At 43.9% G+C, this 21093-nt stretch carries 16 protein-coding genes; 10 read left to right on the top strand and 6 right to left on the bottom strand.

Going from position 1 to position 21093, the window contains the following annotated elements; genetic code table 11:
• Nucleotides 1-176 precede the first annotated feature (176 nt).
• The gene (locus AABK40_RS09510) at nucleotides 177-923 is read left to right on the top strand and encodes an SMI1/KNR4 family protein (RefSeq protein WP_338396896.1); all 747 of its coding nucleotides are present in this window, start codon (nucleotides 177-179) and stop codon (nucleotides 921-923) included.
• A gap of 285 nt (nucleotides 924-1208) precedes the next feature.
• Here the strand turns inward: AABK40_RS09510 and AABK40_RS09505 are convergent, their stop codons facing one another.
• The 5 genes from AABK40_RS09505 to AABK40_RS09485 all read right to left on the bottom strand — a co-directional run bounded on the left by AABK40_RS09505 (nucleotide 1209) and on the right by AABK40_RS09485 (nucleotide 8537).
• A complete protein-coding gene (locus AABK40_RS09505; RefSeq protein WP_338396895.1) occupies nucleotides 1209-2774 on the bottom strand; it encodes an NFACT RNA binding domain-containing protein in 1566 nt (521 codons plus the stop codon).
• 18 nt (nucleotides 2775-2792) lie between these two features.
• Nucleotides 2793-3551 carry an MBL fold metallo-hydrolase gene (locus tag AABK40_RS09500; RefSeq protein ID WP_338396894.1) on the bottom strand — a complete coding sequence of 253 codons (759 nt, stop codon included), beginning with the start codon at nucleotides 3549-3551 and terminating at the stop codon, nucleotides 2793-2795.
• Nucleotides 3552-3562: 11 nt separating this feature from the next.
• Nucleotides 3563-3832 (bottom strand): hypothetical protein, encoded by a 270-nt coding sequence (locus AABK40_RS09495; RefSeq protein WP_332918906.1) that lies wholly within the window; start codon nucleotides 3830-3832, stop codon nucleotides 3563-3565.
• 101 nt (nucleotides 3833-3933) lie between these two features.
• Nucleotides 3934-4308: a response regulator gene (locus AABK40_RS09490; protein WP_332918907.1), complete on the bottom strand. Its 375-nt coding sequence runs from the start codon at nucleotides 4306-4308 to the stop codon at nucleotides 3934-3936.
• A gap of 2 nt (nucleotides 4309-4310) precedes the next feature.
• Complete coding sequence (locus AABK40_RS09485) at nucleotides 4311-8537, bottom strand: response regulator (RefSeq protein ID WP_338396893.1); 4227 nt, start codon at nucleotides 8535-8537, stop codon at nucleotides 4311-4313.
• A gap of 148 nt (nucleotides 8538-8685) precedes the next feature.
• On the opposite strand from AABK40_RS09485, the gene miaA reads away from it, so the two are divergent.
• Nucleotides 8686-9621: a tRNA (adenosine(37)-N6)-dimethylallyltransferase MiaA gene (gene miaA, locus AABK40_RS09480; RefSeq protein ID WP_338396892.1), complete on the top strand. Its 936-nt coding sequence runs from the start codon at nucleotides 8686-8688 to the stop codon at nucleotides 9619-9621.
• Between the two features lie 462 nt (nucleotides 9622-10083).
• Here the strand turns inward: miaA and pfkA are convergent, their stop codons facing one another.
• Nucleotides 10084-11055, bottom strand: coding sequence for a 6-phosphofructokinase (gene pfkA / locus AABK40_RS09475; RefSeq protein ID WP_332918910.1), 972 nt, complete (start codon nucleotides 11053-11055; stop codon nucleotides 10084-10086).
• Nucleotides 11056-11326: 271 nt separating this feature from the next.
• Between pfkA and AABK40_RS09470 the strand changes: the two genes are divergently transcribed.
• From AABK40_RS09470 to AABK40_RS09435, 8 genes are all read left to right on the top strand, one after another.
• Entirely contained in the window at nucleotides 11327-13750 is a 2424-nt protein-coding gene (locus tag AABK40_RS09470) for a YfhO family protein (protein ID WP_338396891.1), read from the top strand.
• A gap of 110 nt (nucleotides 13751-13860) precedes the next feature.
• A complete protein-coding gene (locus AABK40_RS09465; RefSeq protein ID WP_338396890.1) occupies nucleotides 13861-14337 on the top strand; it encodes a hypothetical protein in 477 nt (158 codons plus the stop codon).
• 38 nt (nucleotides 14338-14375) lie between these two features.
• Nucleotides 14376-14747: a calcium-binding protein gene (locus tag AABK40_RS09460; RefSeq protein WP_338396889.1), complete on the top strand. Its 372-nt coding sequence runs from the start codon at nucleotides 14376-14378 to the stop codon at nucleotides 14745-14747.
• Between the two features lie 69 nt (nucleotides 14748-14816).
• Nucleotides 14817-15164: a hypothetical protein gene (locus tag AABK40_RS09455; RefSeq protein ID WP_338396888.1), complete on the top strand. Its 348-nt coding sequence runs from the start codon at nucleotides 14817-14819 to the stop codon at nucleotides 15162-15164.
• Nucleotides 15165-15321: 157 nt separating this feature from the next.
• Nucleotides 15322-15663: a heavy-metal-associated domain-containing protein gene (locus AABK40_RS09450; RefSeq protein ID WP_332918914.1), complete on the top strand. Its 342-nt coding sequence runs from the start codon at nucleotides 15322-15324 to the stop codon at nucleotides 15661-15663.
• 137 nt (nucleotides 15664-15800) lie between these two features.
• Nucleotides 15801-18020 (top strand): TonB-dependent receptor, encoded by a 2220-nt coding sequence (locus AABK40_RS09445; protein ID WP_338396887.1) that lies wholly within the window; start codon nucleotides 15801-15803, stop codon nucleotides 18018-18020.
• A 280-nt stretch (nucleotides 18021-18300) separates the two neighbouring features.
• Nucleotides 18301-19401: a porin gene (locus AABK40_RS09440; protein WP_338396886.1), complete on the top strand. Its 1101-nt coding sequence runs from the start codon at nucleotides 18301-18303 to the stop codon at nucleotides 19399-19401.
• Between the two features lie 251 nt (nucleotides 19402-19652).
• Nucleotides 19653-21077: a protein adenylyltransferase SelO gene (locus tag AABK40_RS09435; protein WP_338396885.1), complete on the top strand. Its 1425-nt coding sequence runs from the start codon at nucleotides 19653-19655 to the stop codon at nucleotides 21075-21077.
• The last annotated feature ends 16 nt before the right edge of the window (nucleotides 21078-21093 follow it).

The raw sequence follows: 21093 nt of genomic DNA, 5'->3' as shown, positions 1-21093 counted from the left end.
AGCCTTCGAGGCAGCCGAGAATAAGGTGTCTAAATAGCATAATGGATAAAATAGCAAATAGATCTTTAATGGTTCTGACAATACAATTACAGTCTATAACTTGGCGGGAGTGCTGAAAGATATGTGATTTATGGTAGTTAGCGGATTGGGATGGGGAGTAATAAAATTCCGATCAGGTGGGGGGTAATAATGCTATACCTGTATTGGGGAAGCACAAGGAAGTTAAAACGATGTATAGAAAGTTTATAGAAGATTTAAAAAAATTCGAAAGTCTTGGTGTTGAAGTATTGGATGATGGGACAAGGTTAATAGGTAAAGCTCCATTTATTGCCCCATTGGCTCGGGTTCATTTACTTTATGCAGGTATTTATGATGGGGAGATAGATTATCTTGAAAGTCAAGTTGGTTGCAAATTTCCAAATTCATTAAGGTTGTTTTTTCAGTGTTTTAATGGATTGATGTTATTCAATTGTGTCTCAGTTTATGGCTTAAGAAAGAATAATGAGCGTTCCATCGATTCTACGTGGCAGCCGTTTGATTTTATTTTTTATAACAATGAAGAAAAATTACCTGGACTGCCTAATGATATGGTAGTTATAGGAGGTTATAGATGGAATGGAAGTAAGTTGTGCCTGAACTTAAAGACAGAGGAGGTTATTTTTAGCTCAACAGATTCATACAAAGAATTGATGAAGTGGTCCTCCTTGGAAGAAATGTTAGGATCCGAATTGAATCGATTAAGTAATAGGCATACTAAAGAGGGGAAGAATATACCATATCGTCCGACGGTTCCAATGGGGGGTAAGGAAGAGCTTGAAAAGAGGTTAAATAAAACCAAAAGAAAAAAACCATATTGGTATGATGAGACAATTGAGTTCATGAAAAAAAATAATTACTCAATTGAGGGCTTGTTAAATCTCTGATTGATTCTCATTTATTCACTATTTTCAGGATAGTAATACAGTGAAGAGTTGGATCGTAGATTGGAGTCTGCGACCAGAAAAGTGTGCCGAAGGAATATTTTCAATAGCCTCGGATGCAACCCGTGGGAATAAACGAGGCGTGAGACATGATGCATTATGCTTTAAGGTGGGGCTATCACGAGAGGGACTCTCGCGATAGGTTATTATAGGCTGATCGCAGAAAGTGTTCTACGACCAGCATTAGAATTAGCTACGGCCAGCCTAAGCCACCATTCTTAGTTTAAATCAGGGCTTTTGTGGCTCCACCAAAATCACCTCTTCTCGGTCAATGATCACTTTTCCAGCTTCAAGGTCCTTGGTTTTTCGGATATATTTTCGTGGCGTAACCGATACAGGGCAAAGGCTGTCGGTTTTCCTTTTGGAATAATATGCCGCCCAGGAGGCTGCTTTTTCGATCACATCCGTAGGGAAAGGTTGCCCGGATTTTTGCTTGATCAGGATATGAGAGCCGGGAACATCCTTGGCATGCAACCAAAGGTCTTCTTTGTAAGCATACTGACTGATCAGCCTGTCGTTTGCTTTGGGGTTTTTCCCTATCCAAATATCAAAGCCGTGGAACTCAAAAGTGTTGTAAGGCAGGATCACCTGTTTTTTATTTTGTTTCTGAGCGTTGTTTTGCAACTGATGATCTTTCAGGATTTTCCGGATTTCCTTAATGCTTTCCGCTCCCTGAATAGATAGTTGCGCCAATTCGAGGTTTTCAAGCTCTTCCATTTTTCGCTGGATATTTTGCTCGATATTTTCGATCTCCAGGCGCTGGTTTTTCGCCTTTCTATAATATTGCTCCGCGTTATGCTGTGGGCTCAGATCTTTCTTCAGCTTAATCTTCAGGGGTTCGTCCGTGTAAAAGTTGTGCAGTGTTACCTGTGTGCTTCGCGCTTCAATAGCGTGCAGGTTGGCCATTAATATATCACCGATATGCTGATAGCTGATCCCATTTTTGAGCCCTTCAAGCTTATCCTCATTATTGGCAAGGTAGGCATAGCCTTTGTCAATGTCCTGCTTTATCTTTTTGAGGTTCTGTCCTCGTTCTCGCTCCAGCCAGTGGGTTTTACTGAACTGTAGATAGTAGGCATTGATGGCCTCGATAGGGTCTTTGCCCTGGTAAATGAGGTCTCCTTCCTCGGTGTCAAAAAGGACGAACTGTGCTTTGTTGTCCACACTTCTGACAAAGAAATCACCATTTTCGAGTTGCTCGATGACGATCTGAATTAACTTCCATTGCTGCTCAATGTTCAGTGCTTCGTAATTTTCGCGGATCAGCCATTTTTTAACGTACTTTCCAAAGGTGGGGAAGAGCTTGAAGTAATCACCTTCCACCTCTTTGAAGCGCTCGAAAGACTGGTCGATCGGTCTGCGGAGATCATTGATGGTCAGCTCCTGATCTTTGGAAATATTATTTCTGAAAATGGCGACGCGTTCACCATTTTGAAAAAGCAAAATGTTGGCCTGCGACCCATGAAGCTTGAACAGCAGCTCATAATCCTGCTCCAGCTTAATGATGAACGAACGTTCATTGTCCAGGCATTCTACCTGCTGAATTTCGTGGTCGAGAATTTCCTGGAATAGGGTGACTGTGTTTTTTTTGGAGCGTGCATAATCCTGCGGAAAGGAAAGGGTGGATACCTCAGGTGCCAGGTTGGCCCTGCAGTAAATTTCCCGCGTGTTATTAAAAAAGCCAATGATCAGCTCATCTTTGGCCTGACTGAAACAAGCGCCAATTTTCCATCCTTTGAGTAGTTGGTCAAGGTGCTGAGAGAGTCGGTGAATGAAGTAATAATTATTATGCAAAATACTTGATTTTAAAGGTTATAAATGGAGCTTCAGCCCATCGTAGGCTAAATTGATGCCCATTGGGAGGCCAGCGTTCACACTGCTGTGCAAACCCATATGGTGACTCATATGGGTAAAGTATGTTTCTTTGACGCCCAGGTTTTTCGCCAGTTCCAGTGCTTCTTTCAGCGTGAAATGCGAGTAGTGTGGCTGGTGGTGAAGTGCATTCAGCACCAGTATTTTACTGCCAGCGATTTTCGGCCATTCCGTTTCTGGCAACTGGTTCATGTCGGTGATGTAGGTGAAGTCGTTGATCCTGAACCCAAAACAAGGCATTTCCCCATGCAGCCCATCGATGGGAACCACTTTGGTATTGCCAATATGGAAAGGTTTGCCGTTGAGGGTGTGCGTATTGATTTTGGGCTTACCGACATAATTCCCTTCAAATGCATAGGGGAACTCAATTTTCAGGCGTTCAATCACCTGGTCCCTGCCGAATACATCAATGCTTTTATTCAATGAAAAATTATAGCCGCGGATGTCGTCAAGGCCAGCAATATGGTCTTTATGTTCGTGGGTAAGCAGTACAGCGTCGAGGTCGGGGATACGTTCGCGGAGCACTTGCTGGCGGAAGTCGGGCCCGGTGTCGATAATAATATGGGTGTCTTCAGTTTCGATATGAACGGAACATCGCAGTCGTTTGTCACGGAAATCGAGGGAGGAGCATACCTGACAGTCGCAATTGATGATCGGTACTCCCTGGGAGGTGCCTGTGCCTAAAAAGGTGATTTTCATATGGATTGAAGTTACACCGGCTGTGCCAGTATGTTTTGAAATAATTGCCTGCTCGCCGGGGAGAGCTCCTGTTGATCAATCGGGAGCTCGCGCAAGATCTGTAACAGGCAGTTGATGCGCCCTTCGAGTGGGTAGAATTTGTTTACGATAACAACGCCTTTTTGATGGAGCAAGCACCAGCCGGATTTAAACTGCCCTTTTTCAAACCTTAAGGTGTAGGCTGATTCCGCAAAGATGTCCTCGAGTTGCGAAAGGAAGTTTTTAGTATATCTAACAGTCATGCAATAGCTGGGGGGATTGATAAAGGCGAAAAATAAGGAGTTTTTAAGCAAAAAAAAAGGCAATGCTTTACCTGCATTGCCTTTCTGAGCGTATAGTTTGCTTATTTATTCCCAAGGGTGTATTTCTTAACGGTTTCAACCAAAGCGTCAAAATCTAACGGCTTAGGTAAAAAGTCATTAATACCTACGGATTTAAAATCCTCCATTGTATAATTTCGTGCATTTCCTGTAATCGCAACAATCGGCACTTGATTACCTTGGTCACGGATAGCCTTGGCGCATTGCATACCATCCATTTGTGGCATATTGATATCCATCAATATCACATCATAATCTTTCTTAGCGACCTTATCCATAACTTGCTTGCCGTTTTTTGCAGAGTCAATGTCGTAGTTTTGGATAAGTAGGATTTTTTTTGTTAGAGTTTGTATTACTGAACTGTCTTCAGCAATTAACACCTTCTTTTTATCGGCCATTTTTATTGATTTTTATAAGTATCTAAGAAACTCTTATATTCACTACTAAACCTATCAAATAGTTTGCCTATTTCCTCCAAATCTTGATTTAGTTTCGAATATGGTGATTTTTTTAGTGTTTGTTCTGTATTTTTCACTTTCTCAGCAAGCTGATCGACCCCTAAAGTGGCGGCATTTCCTTTAAGGGTATGCAAATTACCTAAAATATTTTTATATTCTTGATTTTGTGCAAAAATAGTTGCTTCAGATAATAACTCCTTTGTTTCCAAATCGAAATTTTCATATACTTCCGCAATCAATTCATATCCGCCAATATCATAAAGCTGATCTACGATCGCTTTGTTTAAAGCACTGCTCTTTTCTTTGATTATTTTTGGCTCAATGGTCTTTTTTTCTGATAAGGCAGGGGCATATTCTTTCACTTTCTGAATAATTTCCTGTGCGCGTATCGGTTTGGCCAGGTAATCGTCGAGCCCTTCCTTGATAAACCGCTGTCGGTCATTTTCGAGGGCGTAGGCGGTCATGGCAATGATCGGCGGACAATTTTTCAGTCCAAGGGCCTTGATGTTTTTGGTGGTTTGTACCCCGTCCATCTGTGGCATCTGGATGTCCATAAACACCAAATCAAAGCTATTTTGCTGTACCTTTTCAATGGCTTCTTGTCCGCTTTCAGCCGTCAGCACTTTGCAACCTGCTTTCAGTAATATTTCCGAAGCAACCTTTCTATTGATAAAATTATCGTCCACCAATAAAATCGATGGTGTAAAAGCGATGTTGCTCAGGGAGTCTGTTACCAGTTCTTTTTTCAGGTTCCTGATCAGCGGTTCGTGTTCCTGCTGAGGGATGCCCGCCTCAAAGGTGAACCAGAACGTACTGCCCAGCCCCAGCATGGAGTTTACATTGATTTCCCCATTCATAAGCCTGCATAATTTTCGGCAAATGGTGAGCCCCAGGCCTGCACCAGAGAATGTTTTCGTGGTGCTGTGGTCGCCTTGTTCAAAAGCCTGAAAGAGGCTGTTGTGGTAGGTGGGGTCAATGCCAATTCCAGAATCCTTCACTTCGATGCGTAACTTGTAAACCTGCGCTTTCTGCTCTTCGACCTTTAAATAGATATTAATGAACCCTTTGGCTTCGGTGAATTTGAGGGCATTGGCGGTCAGGTTGGAAAGGATCTGCAATAGCCTCGTTTCGTCGATCAGCAAGTGTTCAGGAACATTTTCGTCGATGATATATTCAAAATCCACGCCTTTGTTCTCTGCCTGAGGGCTGAAGAGGTTGAACAGTTTGGTGATCGTTTCGCGGATGTTTTTTGGCGCAGGGCGAAGCTCCATTCTTCCTGACTGAATTTTAGACAGGTCGAGAATGTCATTCAGGATTTCCATCAGCGTTTGTGAGGACTTGCGCAGGGCATCCACGTATTCGGACTGTTCCTCGGTCAGGTGGGTGTCCTCGATCAGGTCCACCATCCCAATAATACCGTTCATCGGCGTCCGAATTTCATGGCTCATATTGGAAAGGAAGTTGTCTTTGGCCTTGATGGTATTGCGCAGTTTTTCCTGTGTTTTGTTGAGCTCACTCATATCCCTAAGGTAACCTTCGAGTTCCAGCGGGCCATTTTCATTTTTAATATACCTCAGGTGGAGAAAGCAATAAATTGGCCGTCCAGATTTCTGAATAACAAAAACAGGCTCATTGGCAATCTGTTTCTGGCGTAGCAGGCTTTCTTCAAAATGGCGGGCAGTACCTTTGTAGAGGTAAAAGTCACCAACATTTTTCCCTATCAGGTCGGCAGGGGTGTAGCCCATTACTTCGAGCGCACTCGGGGAAACCATGGTCACCTTGCCCCTGAGGTTGCACCTGAAATATACATCGGGCGATCGTTCGAATATTTTTCGGTATTTGCGCTCATTGAGTGTCAGGCTCAGCTGTTCTTTTTTCTGATCGGTATAGTCCTGCAAAATAAGCTCCACCTGCTGCTGGTTTTTGCGCGGAATGAAGGTCATGACCATAAACTGGGTCTTGTTCTTATTGGGCTGTACCTGGAAAAACTCTGCGGTTTGAGCCTCCCCCTTACACACTTTTCCCCAGATTTTCTGCCAGTCACCATCTATCAGTAGCTGATTTTTTTCTGGGCAACTTTGTCCCGTGTGGGTAGTTTTCTGGTGTTCCTGCCAAAATTCAGTGTACTTGTCAGAGGCTTCGATAATATTGGCCTCCATATCCAGAATGGCAGAAAGTACAGGCGGCCGGTGGGCGGTGAGTTTGGCACTATACGGCAGCTCTTTCTCCTTGTCGGTAATCGCTTGTGCAATCGCTGGGGCAATAATTTCCAGGATCAGCAAATCCTTCAAGCTGTATTTGGTGGATTCAAAGCGGTTGATGAGCAACAGGTGGCCGATCGTTTCTCCTGACCATTGCAGCGGTAGGTGAACGATGTGCTTTGGTACGGTACCCCCGAAATCCAAATGCTTAAAACGTTCCTCCTCCAAAAATGAAGGGTGCGTGTTGGGCATGATTCCCTTGATGAGGGTTTCGGGCAGGTTAATGTCTTCGAAATCTGCCCGTGCTTGCCATTCGAAGAGCGCTCCAGGCTGATTTTCGGTGGTGATCAGCTGAAGGCAAGCGTAATCAAAAAGGATTAGGGACCGCATGTTTACCGCAATGGAAGGGAACCATTTGCTGTCCTGGTCGATATTACGCATCCAGATGGGCAGGCGCTGAAAGATTTCCTGCGCACGGTTGAGCAGGTAGGATGCTTCCAATGGGCGCACGGCCAATTTAATACTATAAGGTCCCTCCTGATCTTTCAGCAAAGAAAAGGTGCAGTGGAAAATTTCGTGATTTTTTCCACTGGTCTGTATCTCAAGGGAAATGGTGAAATCCTTATCTCCTTTCAAAATGAGCTGCTCGAGTTTTTTGCGCAACTCTGGTGCTTGTTGCCCGACAATGCTCATCAGTGAAATTCCCCTTACCTTGTGCTGCGGCCGGGCGAGGGAGCGGGCAAGGGAGATGTTTACATACTCGAAGTTTCCGTTGAGATCCAGAAAGCCGATCATCTCGTCGAGGTCATCGAGCACATGATAACGCAGGGTCTGTTTGGTTTTTCTCGGGCTTTCCTCCTTTTGTTGGATGGAGGTGGAAACGAGGGTGATTAAATTAGTGCGGCTGTTGATCTTGCCAGGCACACGGAAAAAGTCGAGCTCAATGTGTGAAAACTGGCTCTCGACGGCCTTGCAATGGATAGGGTCAAATTCATGGAGGCTTTCAGGGTAATACTGTTTCCTGAAAGTTGTTTTGGGATCCATATTTTTCGGCACGATGAACTGGTTGAGTTTTCGGCCGAAAAGCTGTTGTGCATTTAATTGGAAAGCATTGGCAAAAGTATGGTTGCAACTCAGGATGAACCCGTCGGGGGTAACATTGACGATCATCGGGCCAAGTGCCCCTACGGTGCTTGATAATACTGAGCTTGAACTGATCTCGCGGGGGATGGTCGCGATGATGAATCCAGAGAAAACATCGTCCTCAGGGTAGCGGGGAATTCCCGTTTCCTGGACCATAATATATTTTCCCCATTTATTTTTCAGGCGGTAATCCAGGCGATAATTTTTTCTGTTGCTGAGGGCTTGCTTCATCTTAGAGCGTACCTCGAGAAAATCATCGGGATGAATCAGGTCCACCCATTCTTTTATCAGCTGATCGCTCGGAATTCCCGAGAAGTTTTGCCACTCCTCATCAAAGCTGTAAACGTTGTCGTAGTCGTTGGTTTTTCGGGTCATCACCGCCGAACTCGGAAGGTCGAGGTTGGGCTGGTTGTTCTCCTTGGTCAGTTTTACAAAAATCCACTGCGCCACCCCGAAATTAATGGTGGACAAGGACACCAGGATGGAGCATAAATCTTTGCCGTCATGGTGGGGGATGGCCACGGTAATTCCTCCTGAATAAGCGAGGCTGTGCTTGAGGATGTTTTGCTGTTTCTGTTTGTAGTTGACGATTTTGGTGAAGAGCTCACTTTGCTCAATTTCACTTTTTTCATTGACGTCAAACAGGGCAAGGCAGGCATCATTGGAAGCCTTGATCTCCCCGCTGGTGTTAACTACAATGGCAGCGGTGCTGGCTTCCTGCACCAGCAACTGAATTTGCGAGTTGCCGCTTTCTTTCAGCCTTACCAACTCTTCAATAAGCTCGTCCTTTGATTTATGGGACAGGGATTTATGGTCTCCAATCATAGCATGATGGGTTTTTTCAATGGAATTGAAGGGTAAATTAGAAAAAAATTAGCACTCTCGAAATGAATCTGAAAACTATCAGGCCGATTATCTCCTTTTAGTGATGGGCGTTGAAATATCGGTCAAGAATCACGAACTTGCAGCTTATATGGCGAAGGAATTAATGGAAGATAAATTATTGGTGGTCATTGTTGGGCCAACAGCTGTTGGGAAAACGGCGCTTTGTGTTACTTTAGCGCAGCTATTCGGTACGGAGATCATCAGTGCTGATTCACGACAGTTTTTTAAGGAAATGGCAATAGGAACCGCAAAGCCTACCGTGGAGGAGATGGATGGTGTGGTACATCATTTTGTCGATCATATGTCGGTGGATACCCCTTACAGTGCTGGGCGTTTTGAGCTCGATGCCCTGGCCAAGGCGAAAACTTTATTTGCCACTCATGATACCGTAATTGCCACGGGCGGAAGCACGCTTTATATCAAGGGCTTAGTGGAGGGTTTTGATGATATGCCCAAAACGCCTGAAGCTGTTCGTGCGCAGGTGATTGCCGATTATGAAGAAAAGGGCCTGGAGTTTTTGGTCAAAGAACTGTGGGCCAATGATCCTGCCTATGCTGATGAAGTGGACTTGCAAAACCCACAGCGCGTGATGCGTGCCGTGGAAGTTTTTCGGGTAAGTGGTCAGCCGATGTCTTTTTACAGAAAAAACAAGCTGGATGCCCGTCCTTTTAAAATGCTGAAAATCGGTTTGGAACGGGAGCGTGAGGAATTATACGACCGAATTAATCGCCGTGTGGACATCATGATTGAACAAGGCCTGTTTGAGGAGGTGGAGCGTTTGTTGCCCTATCGGGAGGTGAATGCACTGCAGACGGTAGGGTATAAAGAGGTTTTTGATTATATGGATGGGCAATATGATCGGGAAGAGGCTATACGCCTTTTAAAGCGAAACACCCGACGATATGCTAAACGCCAACTGACTTATTTTAAGAAGGATGAGGAGTTTCATTGGTTTCATCCTGAGGATGAAGCGGGAATCGTTGCTCTGATTCGGGAGCACCTGAAAGGTGAAGTCAAGGAATAGCGGCGGTTGCATAACGAAATTCTTTGAATTTAGCGCAAAAGATTATTCTGATAACTGTACGGATGCACCCAATGTCATTAAGTTAAGCACCTTACCCCGTAGAGACGTTATTTTTAACGTCTAACACAACGCTGATTTTTCTTGGATTAATTCAAATGGTTACGTGAGACATAATGAATTATGCCTTTACATGCATTTCAAATTTACACCTGAGTCAGCCCAAAATCCTTAACTTAATGACATTGCGGATGCACCTATGTGTGTATCCAAACCACACAAAATTTATGATGATTCGGGCAGACACACAGGTCAGCCCATACAGTGACGAAATAAAATTTCGTGGGACAAAATCAATTTATGGTTAGGCAACAGCCCCGGGCTAAGTTATTTCATCCCTTCGGGATTATCTTTACTTTAGTAGATTTCTTATTAAATCACTTAGCCTGTGGGCAGAATAATGGGCTAACTATTCAAAATCTCCACCAACCGTACCAATTCCTCGTTCAGGGGCTTTGGTGTTTCAATGGCGGTTTTAAAGTCGGTATAGCTGATCTCATCTTTGATAATGCCAACCATTTTACCATGATTGCCATTCCTCAACGCTTCCACAGCAGCGAGCCCAAGACGCGAGGACAATATTCTATCGAAAGCTGAAGGTGCTCCGCCACGCTGAATATGCCCCAGGGTCGTGATTTTGATGTCTTTATTGTTGATGTGCTCCTTTACCTTCTGCGCAATATCCAGTGCTGAGCCCTCGGCATTGCCTTCAGCGGTAACCACAATAGAGGCGCTTTTTGAACGGTCCCAACCTGCTTGAAGGGTAGAGATGACATCCTGAATCGAGGTCTCTGTTTCAGGGACCATCACCAATTCAGCCCCGCCACCGATACCCGTCTGAATCGCAATGTATCCTGCATCGCGTCCCATCACTTCCACAAAGAAAATGCGGTCATGGGAGTTGGCGGTGTCACGGATTTTATCGATAGCATCCAGGGCAGTGTTGACTGCCGTATCGAAACCAATCGTGAAATCTGTGCCATAAAGGTCGTTGTTAATGGTGCCCGGAATCCCCACCACTGGAAAACTGTAGGCTTCGGAAAAGCGCAAGCAGGCATTCATGGTACCGTCGCCACCAATCACCACAAGCCCTTCGATATCCCTGCTTCGCAGGTGTTCAAAAGCTTTGTCGCGCCCTTCTTTGGAGTGGAATTCCACACTTCGGGCAGTTTTCAGGATGGTGCCCCCCAAAGAGATAATATTACTCACCGAGTAGGACTTCATTTTATATATATCACCCTGAATGAGTCCGTCAAAGCCTCGCTTCACGCCATAGACCTCCATACCGTAGTAAGTGGCTGCACGCACTACCGCCCTTAGCGCCGCATTCATGCCTGGCGCATCTCCTCCTGAGGTAAGAACTGCTATTTTTTTCATGGGATATTATTTACTAAGCAATAACTAAAAATGGGATGATGTCTATATAAGTTCATGGTATTAAACCGATATCAAAGTTAAGTTAAAAAATTTGGCTCTTTAGCTGATTTTTGTCAGTCATTGAAACTGATTCTATGATATTATAAGGTAGTTTGCGGAATAAATTGATGATCTATTCCGCTTTTCGTGGGAAGGTCTTTATCTTAGCTGATTGAAAAACCGACTTCTTGACGGAGGAAAAAATATAACTTTAACAATTGACCATTTTTCGATGAATTGGAATAAGCTTTGGCCACACCTGCTATCGGTGGGGGCATTTTTGATCATTACCTTAATCTACTTCGGGCCAACGCTCAGTGGAAAAGAACTTTTACAATCCGATGTGATACAGTTCAAAGGGGCCGCCCATGAGTCTGAACTGTACAGTAAAAATGGGGAGGAAATCCTGTGGACTAACAGTTCTTTCGGTGGCATGCCCAACTTCATGAGCTCGGAGCAGAACCTCTTTCAGAAAGTGCATGTGGGCATAAAGGCCCTTTTTCCAGATTCGGCGCTTTTGGTGTTTCTGGGTTTTGTGGGTTTTTATATCCTGCTGGTCAGTTTTGGCGTGAACCCCTGGCTGTCTTTTGCAGGTGCTGCTGCCTATGCTTTTTCCACCTTTAGCCTGATTAGCCTCGAGGCGGGGCATATAAACAAGGTTTATGACATGGTTTATATGGCACCTGTTTTGGCAGGGGTATTCATGACCTATCGTGGTAAATACTGGTCGGGTGCGGCCATGACGGCCTTCTTTTTGGGAATGCAGGTTTACTACGGACATATTCAGATCAACTATTATTTGCTGTACATGATCCTCGGGATTGGTATTGTGGAGTTGGTTAAAGCGATTCGTAGCAAGCAATGGGCTGCTTTCATCAAGCCTTCCGTTTTCTTGGTTGTGGCAGCGATGTTGGCGATTGGCTCCAATGTGGTTCGCTTGTGGTCCACAGCGAATTTGGCACCATCGACAACTCGTGGAACATCCGAATTGACCGCCAAACAACACGAAGGCGGTGGACTGGACAAGGATTATGTGTTCGCATGGAGCAACGGCGTGATCGAGCCGATCACCACTTTGATCCCTTATTTCTATGGCGGAAGCTCACATGAATCGTTATCTAAAGATTCTGAAACCTATCAGACACTGATCAAAAATCAGGTGCCGCGTGCGCAGGCCGATCAGTTTGTGAACGCCTTGCCGATGTATTGGGGCGATCAGCCATTTACAGCAGGTCCTGTTTACTTCGGGGCGATTGTGGTGTTCCTTTTTGTGTTGGGATTATTCACCATCAAAGGATCTTTAAAATGGTGGGCCGTGGTGTTGGCTTTGCTGTCGATCTTCCTGTCGATGGGTAAAAACTTCCCTTTGTTAAGCGACTTCTTCTTTTATGTTGTGCCGCTTTACAACAAATTCCGATCGGTCACCATGATTCTTTCGATCGCACAGTTGATCTTCCCTTTCTTGGGTGTTTTGGCCATCCAACGCTTTTTGGACGGTCAGATCTCCAAAACTGATTTCATCAAAGGGTTGAAAAATACGACCATCGTCGTAGGTGGATTGTGCCTGTTGGCGATTGTGGCCAGTGCCATGATGTCGTTCCGTGGGCCGAAAGATGGTTCAATGGGCTTGCCTGCCTGGTTGATCACCGCCATTCAGGATGATCGCGCGTCTTTGTTGCGTGGAGATGCTTTCCGTTCCTTGATTTTAATTCTTTTGACAGGTGCAGGCCTGTGGGCTCTGGCCGTAGAGAAATTGTCTGTTAAAATCGTTACAGGCGGTTTATGTGTGCTGATGTTGTTTGATTTGGTTGGCGTGGGCTTACGCTATTTGAATGCTGATGATTTCAAAGATGTGAAGGCTTATACGCGTCAGTTGTTTGCGCCAACGCCAATTGATCAGCAGATCAATACCGACAAAGATCCTGATTTCAGGGTGTTCAATTTGGCGACCAACACATTCAACGATGGTGTAACGTCCTATCACCATAAATCTATTGGCGGATATAGCGCGATCAAACTCGGACGTTATCAGGAACTGATCGAAGGACAAATTGCCAAAAATAATATGGGCGTTTTGAACATGCTCAACACCAAATATTTCATCGTTCCTGATCAGAAAACCAAACAGCCACAAGTGCAGGTAAACCCTCAGGCTTGTGGACATGCCTGGTTTGTGCCGACCGTTAAGATCGTTGCCAATGCCGATGCCGAGATGAAAGCACTGGATAATATCAATCCAAAACAAGAAGCCATCGTCGATCAACGCTTTGCTGATGTGGTGAAAACCGATTATAAATTTGATCCTGCATCGAGCATCAAGCTGACCGAATACCACCCAATGCACATGACTTATGAGTCGAACAGCAGTTCAGAAGCCTTGGCGGTATTCAGTGAAATGTACTATCAGCCTGGTTGGTCGGCAACGATCGACGGACAGGAAACACCACACTTCCGTGCCAACTATGTTTTGCGCGCAATGATGATTCCTGCAGGAAAGCACACGATCAAGTTTGCCTTCAACCCACCAAGCTACGCCATCGGTGAGCCTATCGGTTTGGTTTGCTCGATTTTGACAGTGTTGTTGATTGGATTTGCTTGTTTCAAAGAATTTAAACAGCCTGAAGCCGTTGCGGAAGAAGAGGGTGTTTTGAAATAAGAATATTAATGTGTTGAGAAAGAAGAGGCTGTCGGTGGATGGCCTCTTTTTTTGTTCTAAATTTTATTATCTTATAAGTGTTATTTTTGGATTTTTTATACCTGGATTTCATGAAAAAAGCAGTGAAATTTACTTCCAACCTAATGGTTCTGATCATCACATTGGTTGTTTTTGCATTATTTATTGAAGATTATTTATTTTTTAAGTCTGATGTTAAGGCTTGTTTGGCTGAACATAATATTGAGTTGTTACATGATTTTGAATTGGAATATAATGATGTTTCAAGTTTAATGGATTATTCTCATCAATTTGAATTGGAAATCTCAGCGGAAGATAAAGAAAGGTTAATGAGTCGTTTTTTGAGTTCTCCAAACTATATAAAGGATGCCCCTGAAATGTTTGATATTAGATCGGGTAAGCCAAGATATTCTGAGAAAGAAATACAATTTACAGCAACTTATGATGATATAAGAGGTGTCGAGTATCAGTCATTTCGCCCAAGTAAAAAGGGGCATAAGCCCATTTGGGAGATCATAACAATAAAGGAAAAAGAAAATAGGCTGATTTATCTTAGGATTTTGGAGTAATAATGGAACTAAGGCAGTATTAAATATTTGGAAAAAATATGGAGGAAGAAGAAATAAGAATTTCCGAAATAATTCAAGATAGTTCATTGGTTGTTTCAACGGGCACTTTGATAAAATATCTGGAGTACATTAAAAAGAATGTAAAATTACCATTGAAAGTAACAGGTGTAGCGTGGGATTTTTTATATTCAGATTATGGGGCTGATACGCCTAATGGAAGACAAGTTTTTGAGTTAATCGGTTTTGATAACAATGTTGAGCAATGTTCAAATTTGTTTGCTGAGGTAAGGAGTGTAGCGTCAGGTAAAGTATTTTCTTTACAGCTTTTCGAATTTCAAGCCTTAGATCAAGCATCAAAGGAGGGGCAGATTTTGGCTGATTATAGTTATTGGATTGAAAATTATATCTAATGTTATCACATCTAAAAATCACTTCCCCTTGCAATAATTCCCCGATCTTCATTAAATTTGCATTAGCAAATGAAGATCCTCATTTACATATTGACCCTCACGACTTTGTTTCTTTCGGGAAATCCAATGGCCTATGCCGAAAATTCTGCATCAGATGTGCAGGTGGAATGCTGTGGGGGCGTAAGTGAATGTCAAACAGGATCTGATAACGATTCAGCGGATCATCATCAAGAGGAAAGCCCAGGTGTTTGCAACCCTTTCCATGTATGCTGTTCCTGTTGCCCGTTCTTTTTTTCAGAACTTTCGATTTTTCGGTTTGAAGAACTTTTGATGCCTACTGATGAATTGAAGGGATTGGTTCCCACTCTTTTTTCTCAATTCTTTCCTGATTTTTGGCAACCGCCCAAGCTTGGTTGATTTCGCCTCAGCACGAAAATCTTGTGTGTCCAAAATGCTATTGTAGGGACGTTGCATGCAACGTCCGTACCGAGATGTACATTCAATAATTTATGGGCAATTCTAACCGTTTCGGCATTCAGCCAACGAAACGATCAACCAACAAAAATCAGAAAAAATGAAATATTTCAATATTTGCATCATCGCCCTATTGTTCGCTTTTCCTGCGAATACCTTTGCCTCCTCTACCAACCTTATCGAAAAAGTAGCCGAGAGCACTAAAACCATTAAGACCAAAGTAAAGGGTGTTACCTGTTCCTCAGATCTGAAAACGATCGCCAATAATGTGGAAGGATTGGAAGGGGTGAGCTCTTGCAAAGCCGTAAAATCGGGTCCTACTTCTACTTTTGAAATCACTTTTGATCCTGCGGTAGTGAGCGAAAAACAAATCAATGCGGTGATTCAGAACACCAGTGGTTGTAAAAACCCGAACGATCGCCCTTATAAGGTTAAGCAATAAATTTATGTAAAGCATAGGGTATTTTTCTTAGTTCAAGCGTCCCGCTTGGACTATGGAATGCGATTTTGAATTTGATCCAAACGGGACGCTTGAACCAAATTTATCTCGCACCCTTTTCCTTTCCAATCTTTTCAACAATGAAAAAATTCTTATTCATTGTCAGTTTGTTGTGCCCTTATGTTTTGTTTGCGCAGGCGATCGAGGGGACGGTTACTGATAAAAATCGACAGCCTTTGGTGGGTGCGAGCGTGTTTTGGCTCAATACCACCACGGGCACCATGACCGATGAACATGGTCAATTTTCGATAAAATCGATCGACCCATCGCATCAAAAGCTGGTGGCGACCTATATGGGCTATTTTGCCGATACAATCACGATCAGCAATCAAAAGTCGGTGAGTTTTCAATTACAGGCCTCCAAGGTTTTGGATGAAGTGGTGGTTTCCGAGCAGCGGGATGGGGTGATCATGTCCAACCTGACGCCAATCAAAACGCAACAGATCACCCGAACGGAGTTGGGTAAATCGGCTTGTTGTGATTTGGCGGGTTGCTTCGAGACGCAGATCGCCATTCAGCCCCAAACGACCAATGTGGTGACCAATGCCAAGGAGTTGCGTATTTTAGGACTTTCAGGGGTTTACAATCAAGTGTTGGTCAATGGGCTACCGATGATTCAAGGTTTGAGTTATACCTATGGCATCAGCAGTATTCCTGGGACGTTGGTCGAAAATATCTCGATATCCAAGGGAGCGAACAGTGTTCTACAAGGTTTTGAAAGCATCAGCGGGCAGATCAATGTGGCGACCCTGAAACCTTCAGAGTCGGACAAATTTTTCTTCAATGCCTATGTCAATAGCTTTTCTGAAAAACAGTTGAATACGCATTTTAGCTTGAAGAAAGGCAAGTGGAGCAATCTGACGGCGGTTCATGCGGTTTTTCCTGCGAATGATTTTGATCGAGATGGGGATCAGTTTTTAGATGTTCCCAAAATCCGTCGTTATTTGATTTCCAATGATTTGCAGTATGGCAATGAGCGTGATTGGGGGTGGCATAGTCGGGTAGGTCTGCGCTATGTGGACGAACAGCGGGTCGGTGGTCAGGTGAATTTCAACGAAAAAACAGATCAGGGAAGTACGGCTGTTTATGGTCAGTTGGTGAATATGCAACAGCCCGAGGTTTGGACAAAAACAGGGTTTCGATTGAATGACCAACATCATTTTGTGTTGATGGCGTCGAGCTTTTATCAGGATCAAAATGCCTATTTCGGAACGGTAAAATATGATGCTCAACAAACCAATTTCTATGGAAATATTCAATATGAGTTGAATTATGCGGACCATTCACTAAAGACAGGCTTCAGCTACCGACATCTGAATTTGTCAGAGCAAATCGCTTTTACTGACAATACCTTGAACCGAACCTATGACGGTCAGTATCTGAAGGATGAACATATTGCAGGGGGATTTATCGAAAATACACTGAAGTTGTTTGATGGGAAATTGACGTGGTTGGCAGGTGTTCGGATGGATCATCACAATCAATTTGGTTGGCTATTTACGCCTCGCACGCTGTTGAAATATGATGTTTCACCAAACAGTGTGATCCGTGCGAATGTAGGGACAGGATGGCGTACGGCGAATATTTTCAGTGAGAACATCAACCTGTTGGCAAGCTCTCGAAATGTTATCTTCGCTTCAGATCTGAAACCTGAACAGGCATTGAATACAGGGCTTAATTTTACTCAAAAATTCGAGAATGATCAAGCGTCGGGTTTTGTCAGTGCAGACCTTTACCGAACGGATTTCAATAATCAGATCTTTCCCGATTACGACAGTTCGCCGACCGAAGCACGGATTGAAAACTTTGACGGCAAAAGCGTGAGCAATGCCTTTCAGCTGGAATTTTTCGTCAAGCTATGGCAACAGTTTGAGTTCAAAACGGGCTACCGCTATTTAGATGTGTACCGAGAGATTGAAGGCGAAAAAGTGGCGTTACCTTTCAACCCACAACACAAGACGGTTACCACGCTCGGATATAAACCTTTATCCCAAAAATATCATATCGATATGAATATTCATTGGTATGATCGACAGCGATTGCCCAACACCCAAAGTAATCCTGTGGAGTTTCAGCGCCCCGATTATTCGGACCCTTTCACGACGGTCAATATGCAGTTCACCTACAATTTCAAGCAATTTGAGTTTTATGGTGGTTGCGAGAATATTTTTGATTTTCGTCAGAAACAGCCGATTGTGGGTTGGCAGGATCCTTTTGGCCCTTATTTCGATACGAGCTCGGTTTGGGGCCCGACCCGTGGACGGGAATTTTATGTGGGGATGCGGTTCCGTGTGCCGTGATATTTCCATTATTGTAATACCAGGGCATGCTGTGGAGCTACGGCATGTCCTGTCTAAAATCTATCCTTGCCCACAGCTAAAGCAATGGGCTACCATACAGAAAACCATTAAAATGGTTTGGTACTGTGCTTCAATGGGGTGAGTGGTTTTAACAGGCAATTGTTATTGAAATACAAAACCTTCGATCAAATTTCACTTTAATTAGAATGAGATGCGATTGATTTTCAATGCAATAAATAATCTGTGGACAATATAAACAACAGCCTAATTTTTATACTCGATGACCCCAACCCGCCGACACCTTCTCCTCTTATTGCTCCTGTGTATTTCATTCCTCGAAGCAAAAGCACAAGATGAACCACAAAGCTATCAGCTGACCCTCGGGGCTTATGCGGAAAGCTTTTATGTTTATGACTTCAATGAACCCGAAGGGGGAGTCCGACAGCCTTTCTTCTTTAATCACAATCGGCATAATGAGTTCAATGTGAATATGGGGCTGATTCGGGTGGATTTAGACCATGAGAAGTATCGGGCAAAGCTGGCGGTTCAGGCAGGAACCTATCCGCAGGATAACTATGCGGCGGAACAGGATTTGCTGAAAAATGTCTTTGAAGCCAATGTTGGGATTTCTTTGAATAACAAAAACAGCCTTTGGCTGGATGCGGGCATTATGCCTTCACATATTGGTTTTGAAAACCCTTTTGCGATGGACAACCCGACGATGACACGTTCTTTGTCGGCGGAGAACTCTCCCTATTTTCTGACAGGCGTCAAGCTGACGTTTAACCCTACCGAGCGATTGACTTTGGCGGGATTGGTGGTCAATGGTTGGCAGAGAATCACCCGGGTGGAAGGCAATTCCTTGCCGTCTTTCGGTACGCAGGTACAATATCAATTTTCGAAGAAAGTGATGGTGAATTGGAGCACTTTTATCGGTTCTGATTTCCCTGATGCCGAACGACGGATGCGGTATTTCAATGATCTTTATTTACAGTTTCATTGGTCGAAATTCTCCTTGACCACAGGCTTTGATATCGGTATTCAACAACAAGAAAAGGGTAGTGAGGACTATCATATTTGGTGGGTGCCGACGCTGATTGCTCAATATCGTCTGCATGAAAAATGGCAGATGGCGGTGCGTGGCGAGTATTTTTATGATGAAAAGGAAGTGATTATTTCTTCCATTTCCCCCGATGGTTTTCAAACCGCAGGGCTATCGTTCAATATCGATTATTTGCCGAGTGATCACATTATCTGTCGGTTGGAAGGACGCTGGTTGCAAAGCAGGGATATGATTTTTGAGAAGGAAAATAATTTGAGGGATTATAATGTTTTTGTGGGAACATCAATTGCCATGAGGATTGGGGAACGGTTGAGGTAAAGTATGGAAGTATTTTTTAGTTCAAGCGTCTCGCTTGGACTAAAAAATGGATAGCAATTTATTATGGATTAAGGTTACTGTTAATATCAACACCTACTGTAAAATAAGAAAATCATGGTAATCCTTTTAATCATGGTCCTTAACACTGCACAAATTACTTTGATCCAAGCGAGACGCTTGAACCAAAGACAGGTATGAGGTTTATGGAAAATTTCCCTATCTTTAATATACCATAAAACCAAAACCTTAAAATGCCTACCACCGACCACAAATTCCATCTGGAAAATACCTATAAAAATCTTCCCGCTTCTTTTTATAGCTTTCAATCGCCTGTGCCTGTTGCCGCCCCAAAAACAGTGCTTTATAATGAGAAATTAGCCGATACATTAGGGCTTAATTTTCAAACCTCTATTGCTGAATACCTATCAGGAAACCAATTGATTGCAGGGGCTCAGCCTTTGGCACAAGCCTATGCGGGGCATCAATTTGGACATTTCACGATGTTGGGTGATGGCCGTGCGATCTTGTTGGGAGAACAGGTTACGCCCGATCAAAAACGAGTGGATATTCAGTTGAAGGGCGCAGGTCGGACGCCTTATTCCCGTCAGGGTGATGGACGAGCGACGCTCTATTCCATGTTGCGCGAATACCTGATTAGTGAGGCGATGCATCATTTGGGCATCCCGACCACCCGTAGCTTGGCAGTGGTAGCTACGGGTGAAAAAGTGTTCCGTGGAGAGCATCATGATGGAGCTATTTTGACCCGAGTTGCAGGCAGTCATCTGCGGGTTGGGACCTTCGAATATGCCCGAAATGTCCGCACTTTAGAAGAGCTTCAGGCATTGATTGATTATACCATTGATCGACATTATCCCGACCTGAAAAATGCTGAAAATCCGACGCTTGGATTGCTTGAAACCGTGATGGATCAGCAGATTGACTTGATCGTCGATTGGATGCGGGTGGGCTTCATCCATGGGGTGATGAACACGGATAATATGAGTATTGCGGGCGAAACGATAGACTATGGGCCATGTGCTTTCATGAATGCCTATGACCCGAAAACGGTTTTCAGTTCGATTGATACGCAGGGTCGGTATGCCTATGGAAATCAGCCCAATATTGCTTTGTGGAATATCGTCGCCTTTGCCAATGCGCTCTTGCCATTGATCGCCGATGATGAAGACCAATCCATAGAAAAGGCACAAAAAGTGATTGATGGCTTTAAGGCTAAATTCTCTCAAAAATGGACTCAAATGATGTTCGGTAAATTAGGATTGAGGCAGGTCGAAGATAAGGACAAGTCTTTGGTTGACCGCCTGTTGGCTTTAATGGAAAAGTACAAAGCGGATTATACCCAAACCTTCTTGGCATTGCATGAAGATCGGGATCTTGACACGCCCTTGTTTCAAGCAGAAGATTTTAAACAATGGAAGGAGGATTGGCACCGTTTTTCTCCCGATAAATCTTGGATGAAAAAGTACAACCCGAACATCATTCCCCGAAATCATTGGGTTGAAAATGCATTGAATTCCGCCGTGGAAGGCGATATGCAACCGTTCAATGAGTTGATGGAGCGTTTGTCGCAACCTTATGGAGAGCATCCCGAAGGTGTTCGGTTTGAGGTGATGGATGGGGGGATTGATAGCGGTTATCAGACATTTTGTGGGACGTGATGTTAAATCAACATTG

This window comes from Persicobacter psychrovividus, assembly GCF_036492425.1.
Lineage (GTDB): Bacteria > Bacteroidota > Bacteroidia > Cytophagales > Cyclobacteriaceae > Persicobacter > Persicobacter psychrovividus.
Note: the sequence above shows the minus strand (reverse complement) of the source record. Positions and strands in the feature narration are given on the sequence as shown.

Excerpts from the sequence above, each read along its gene's own strand:
- AABK40_RS09500 (WP_338396894.1), bottom strand. The coding sequence starts at position 3,551 with ATGAAAATCACCTTTTTAGGCACAGGCACCTCCCAGGGAGTACCGATC.
- AABK40_RS09495 (WP_332918906.1), bottom strand. The coding sequence starts at position 3,832 with ATGACTGTTAGATATACTAAAAACTTCCTTTCGCAACTCGAGGACATC.
- AABK40_RS09490 (WP_332918907.1), bottom strand. The coding sequence starts at position 4,308 with ATGGCCGATAAAAAGAAGGTGTTAATTGCTGAAGACAGTTCAGTAATA.
- AABK40_RS09485 (WP_338396893.1), bottom strand. The coding sequence starts at position 8,537 with ATGATTGGAGACCATAAATCCCTGTCCCATAAATCAAAGGACGAGCTT.
- miaA (WP_338396892.1), top strand. The coding sequence starts at position 8,686 with ATGGCGAAGGAATTAATGGAAGATAAATTATTGGTGGTCATTGTTGGG.
- pfkA (WP_332918910.1), bottom strand. The coding sequence starts at position 11,055 with ATGAAAAAAATAGCAGTTCTTACCTCAGGAGGAGATGCGCCAGGCATG.
- AABK40_RS09470 (WP_338396891.1), top strand. The coding sequence starts at position 11,327 with ATGAATTGGAATAAGCTTTGGCCACACCTGCTATCGGTGGGGGCATTT.
- AABK40_RS09465 (WP_338396890.1), top strand. The coding sequence starts at position 13,861 with ATGAAAAAAGCAGTGAAATTTACTTCCAACCTAATGGTTCTGATCATC.
- AABK40_RS09460 (WP_338396889.1), top strand. The coding sequence starts at position 14,376 with ATGGAGGAAGAAGAAATAAGAATTTCCGAAATAATTCAAGATAGTTCA.
- AABK40_RS09455 (WP_338396888.1), top strand. The coding sequence starts at position 14,817 with ATGAAGATCCTCATTTACATATTGACCCTCACGACTTTGTTTCTTTCG.
- AABK40_RS09450 (WP_332918914.1), top strand. The coding sequence starts at position 15,322 with ATGAAATATTTCAATATTTGCATCATCGCCCTATTGTTCGCTTTTCCT.
- AABK40_RS09445 (WP_338396887.1), top strand. The coding sequence starts at position 15,801 with ATGAAAAAATTCTTATTCATTGTCAGTTTGTTGTGCCCTTATGTTTTG.
- AABK40_RS09440 (WP_338396886.1), top strand. The coding sequence starts at position 18,301 with ATGACCCCAACCCGCCGACACCTTCTCCTCTTATTGCTCCTGTGTATT.
- AABK40_RS09435 (WP_338396885.1), top strand. The coding sequence starts at position 19,653 with ATGCCTACCACCGACCACAAATTCCATCTGGAAAATACCTATAAAAAT.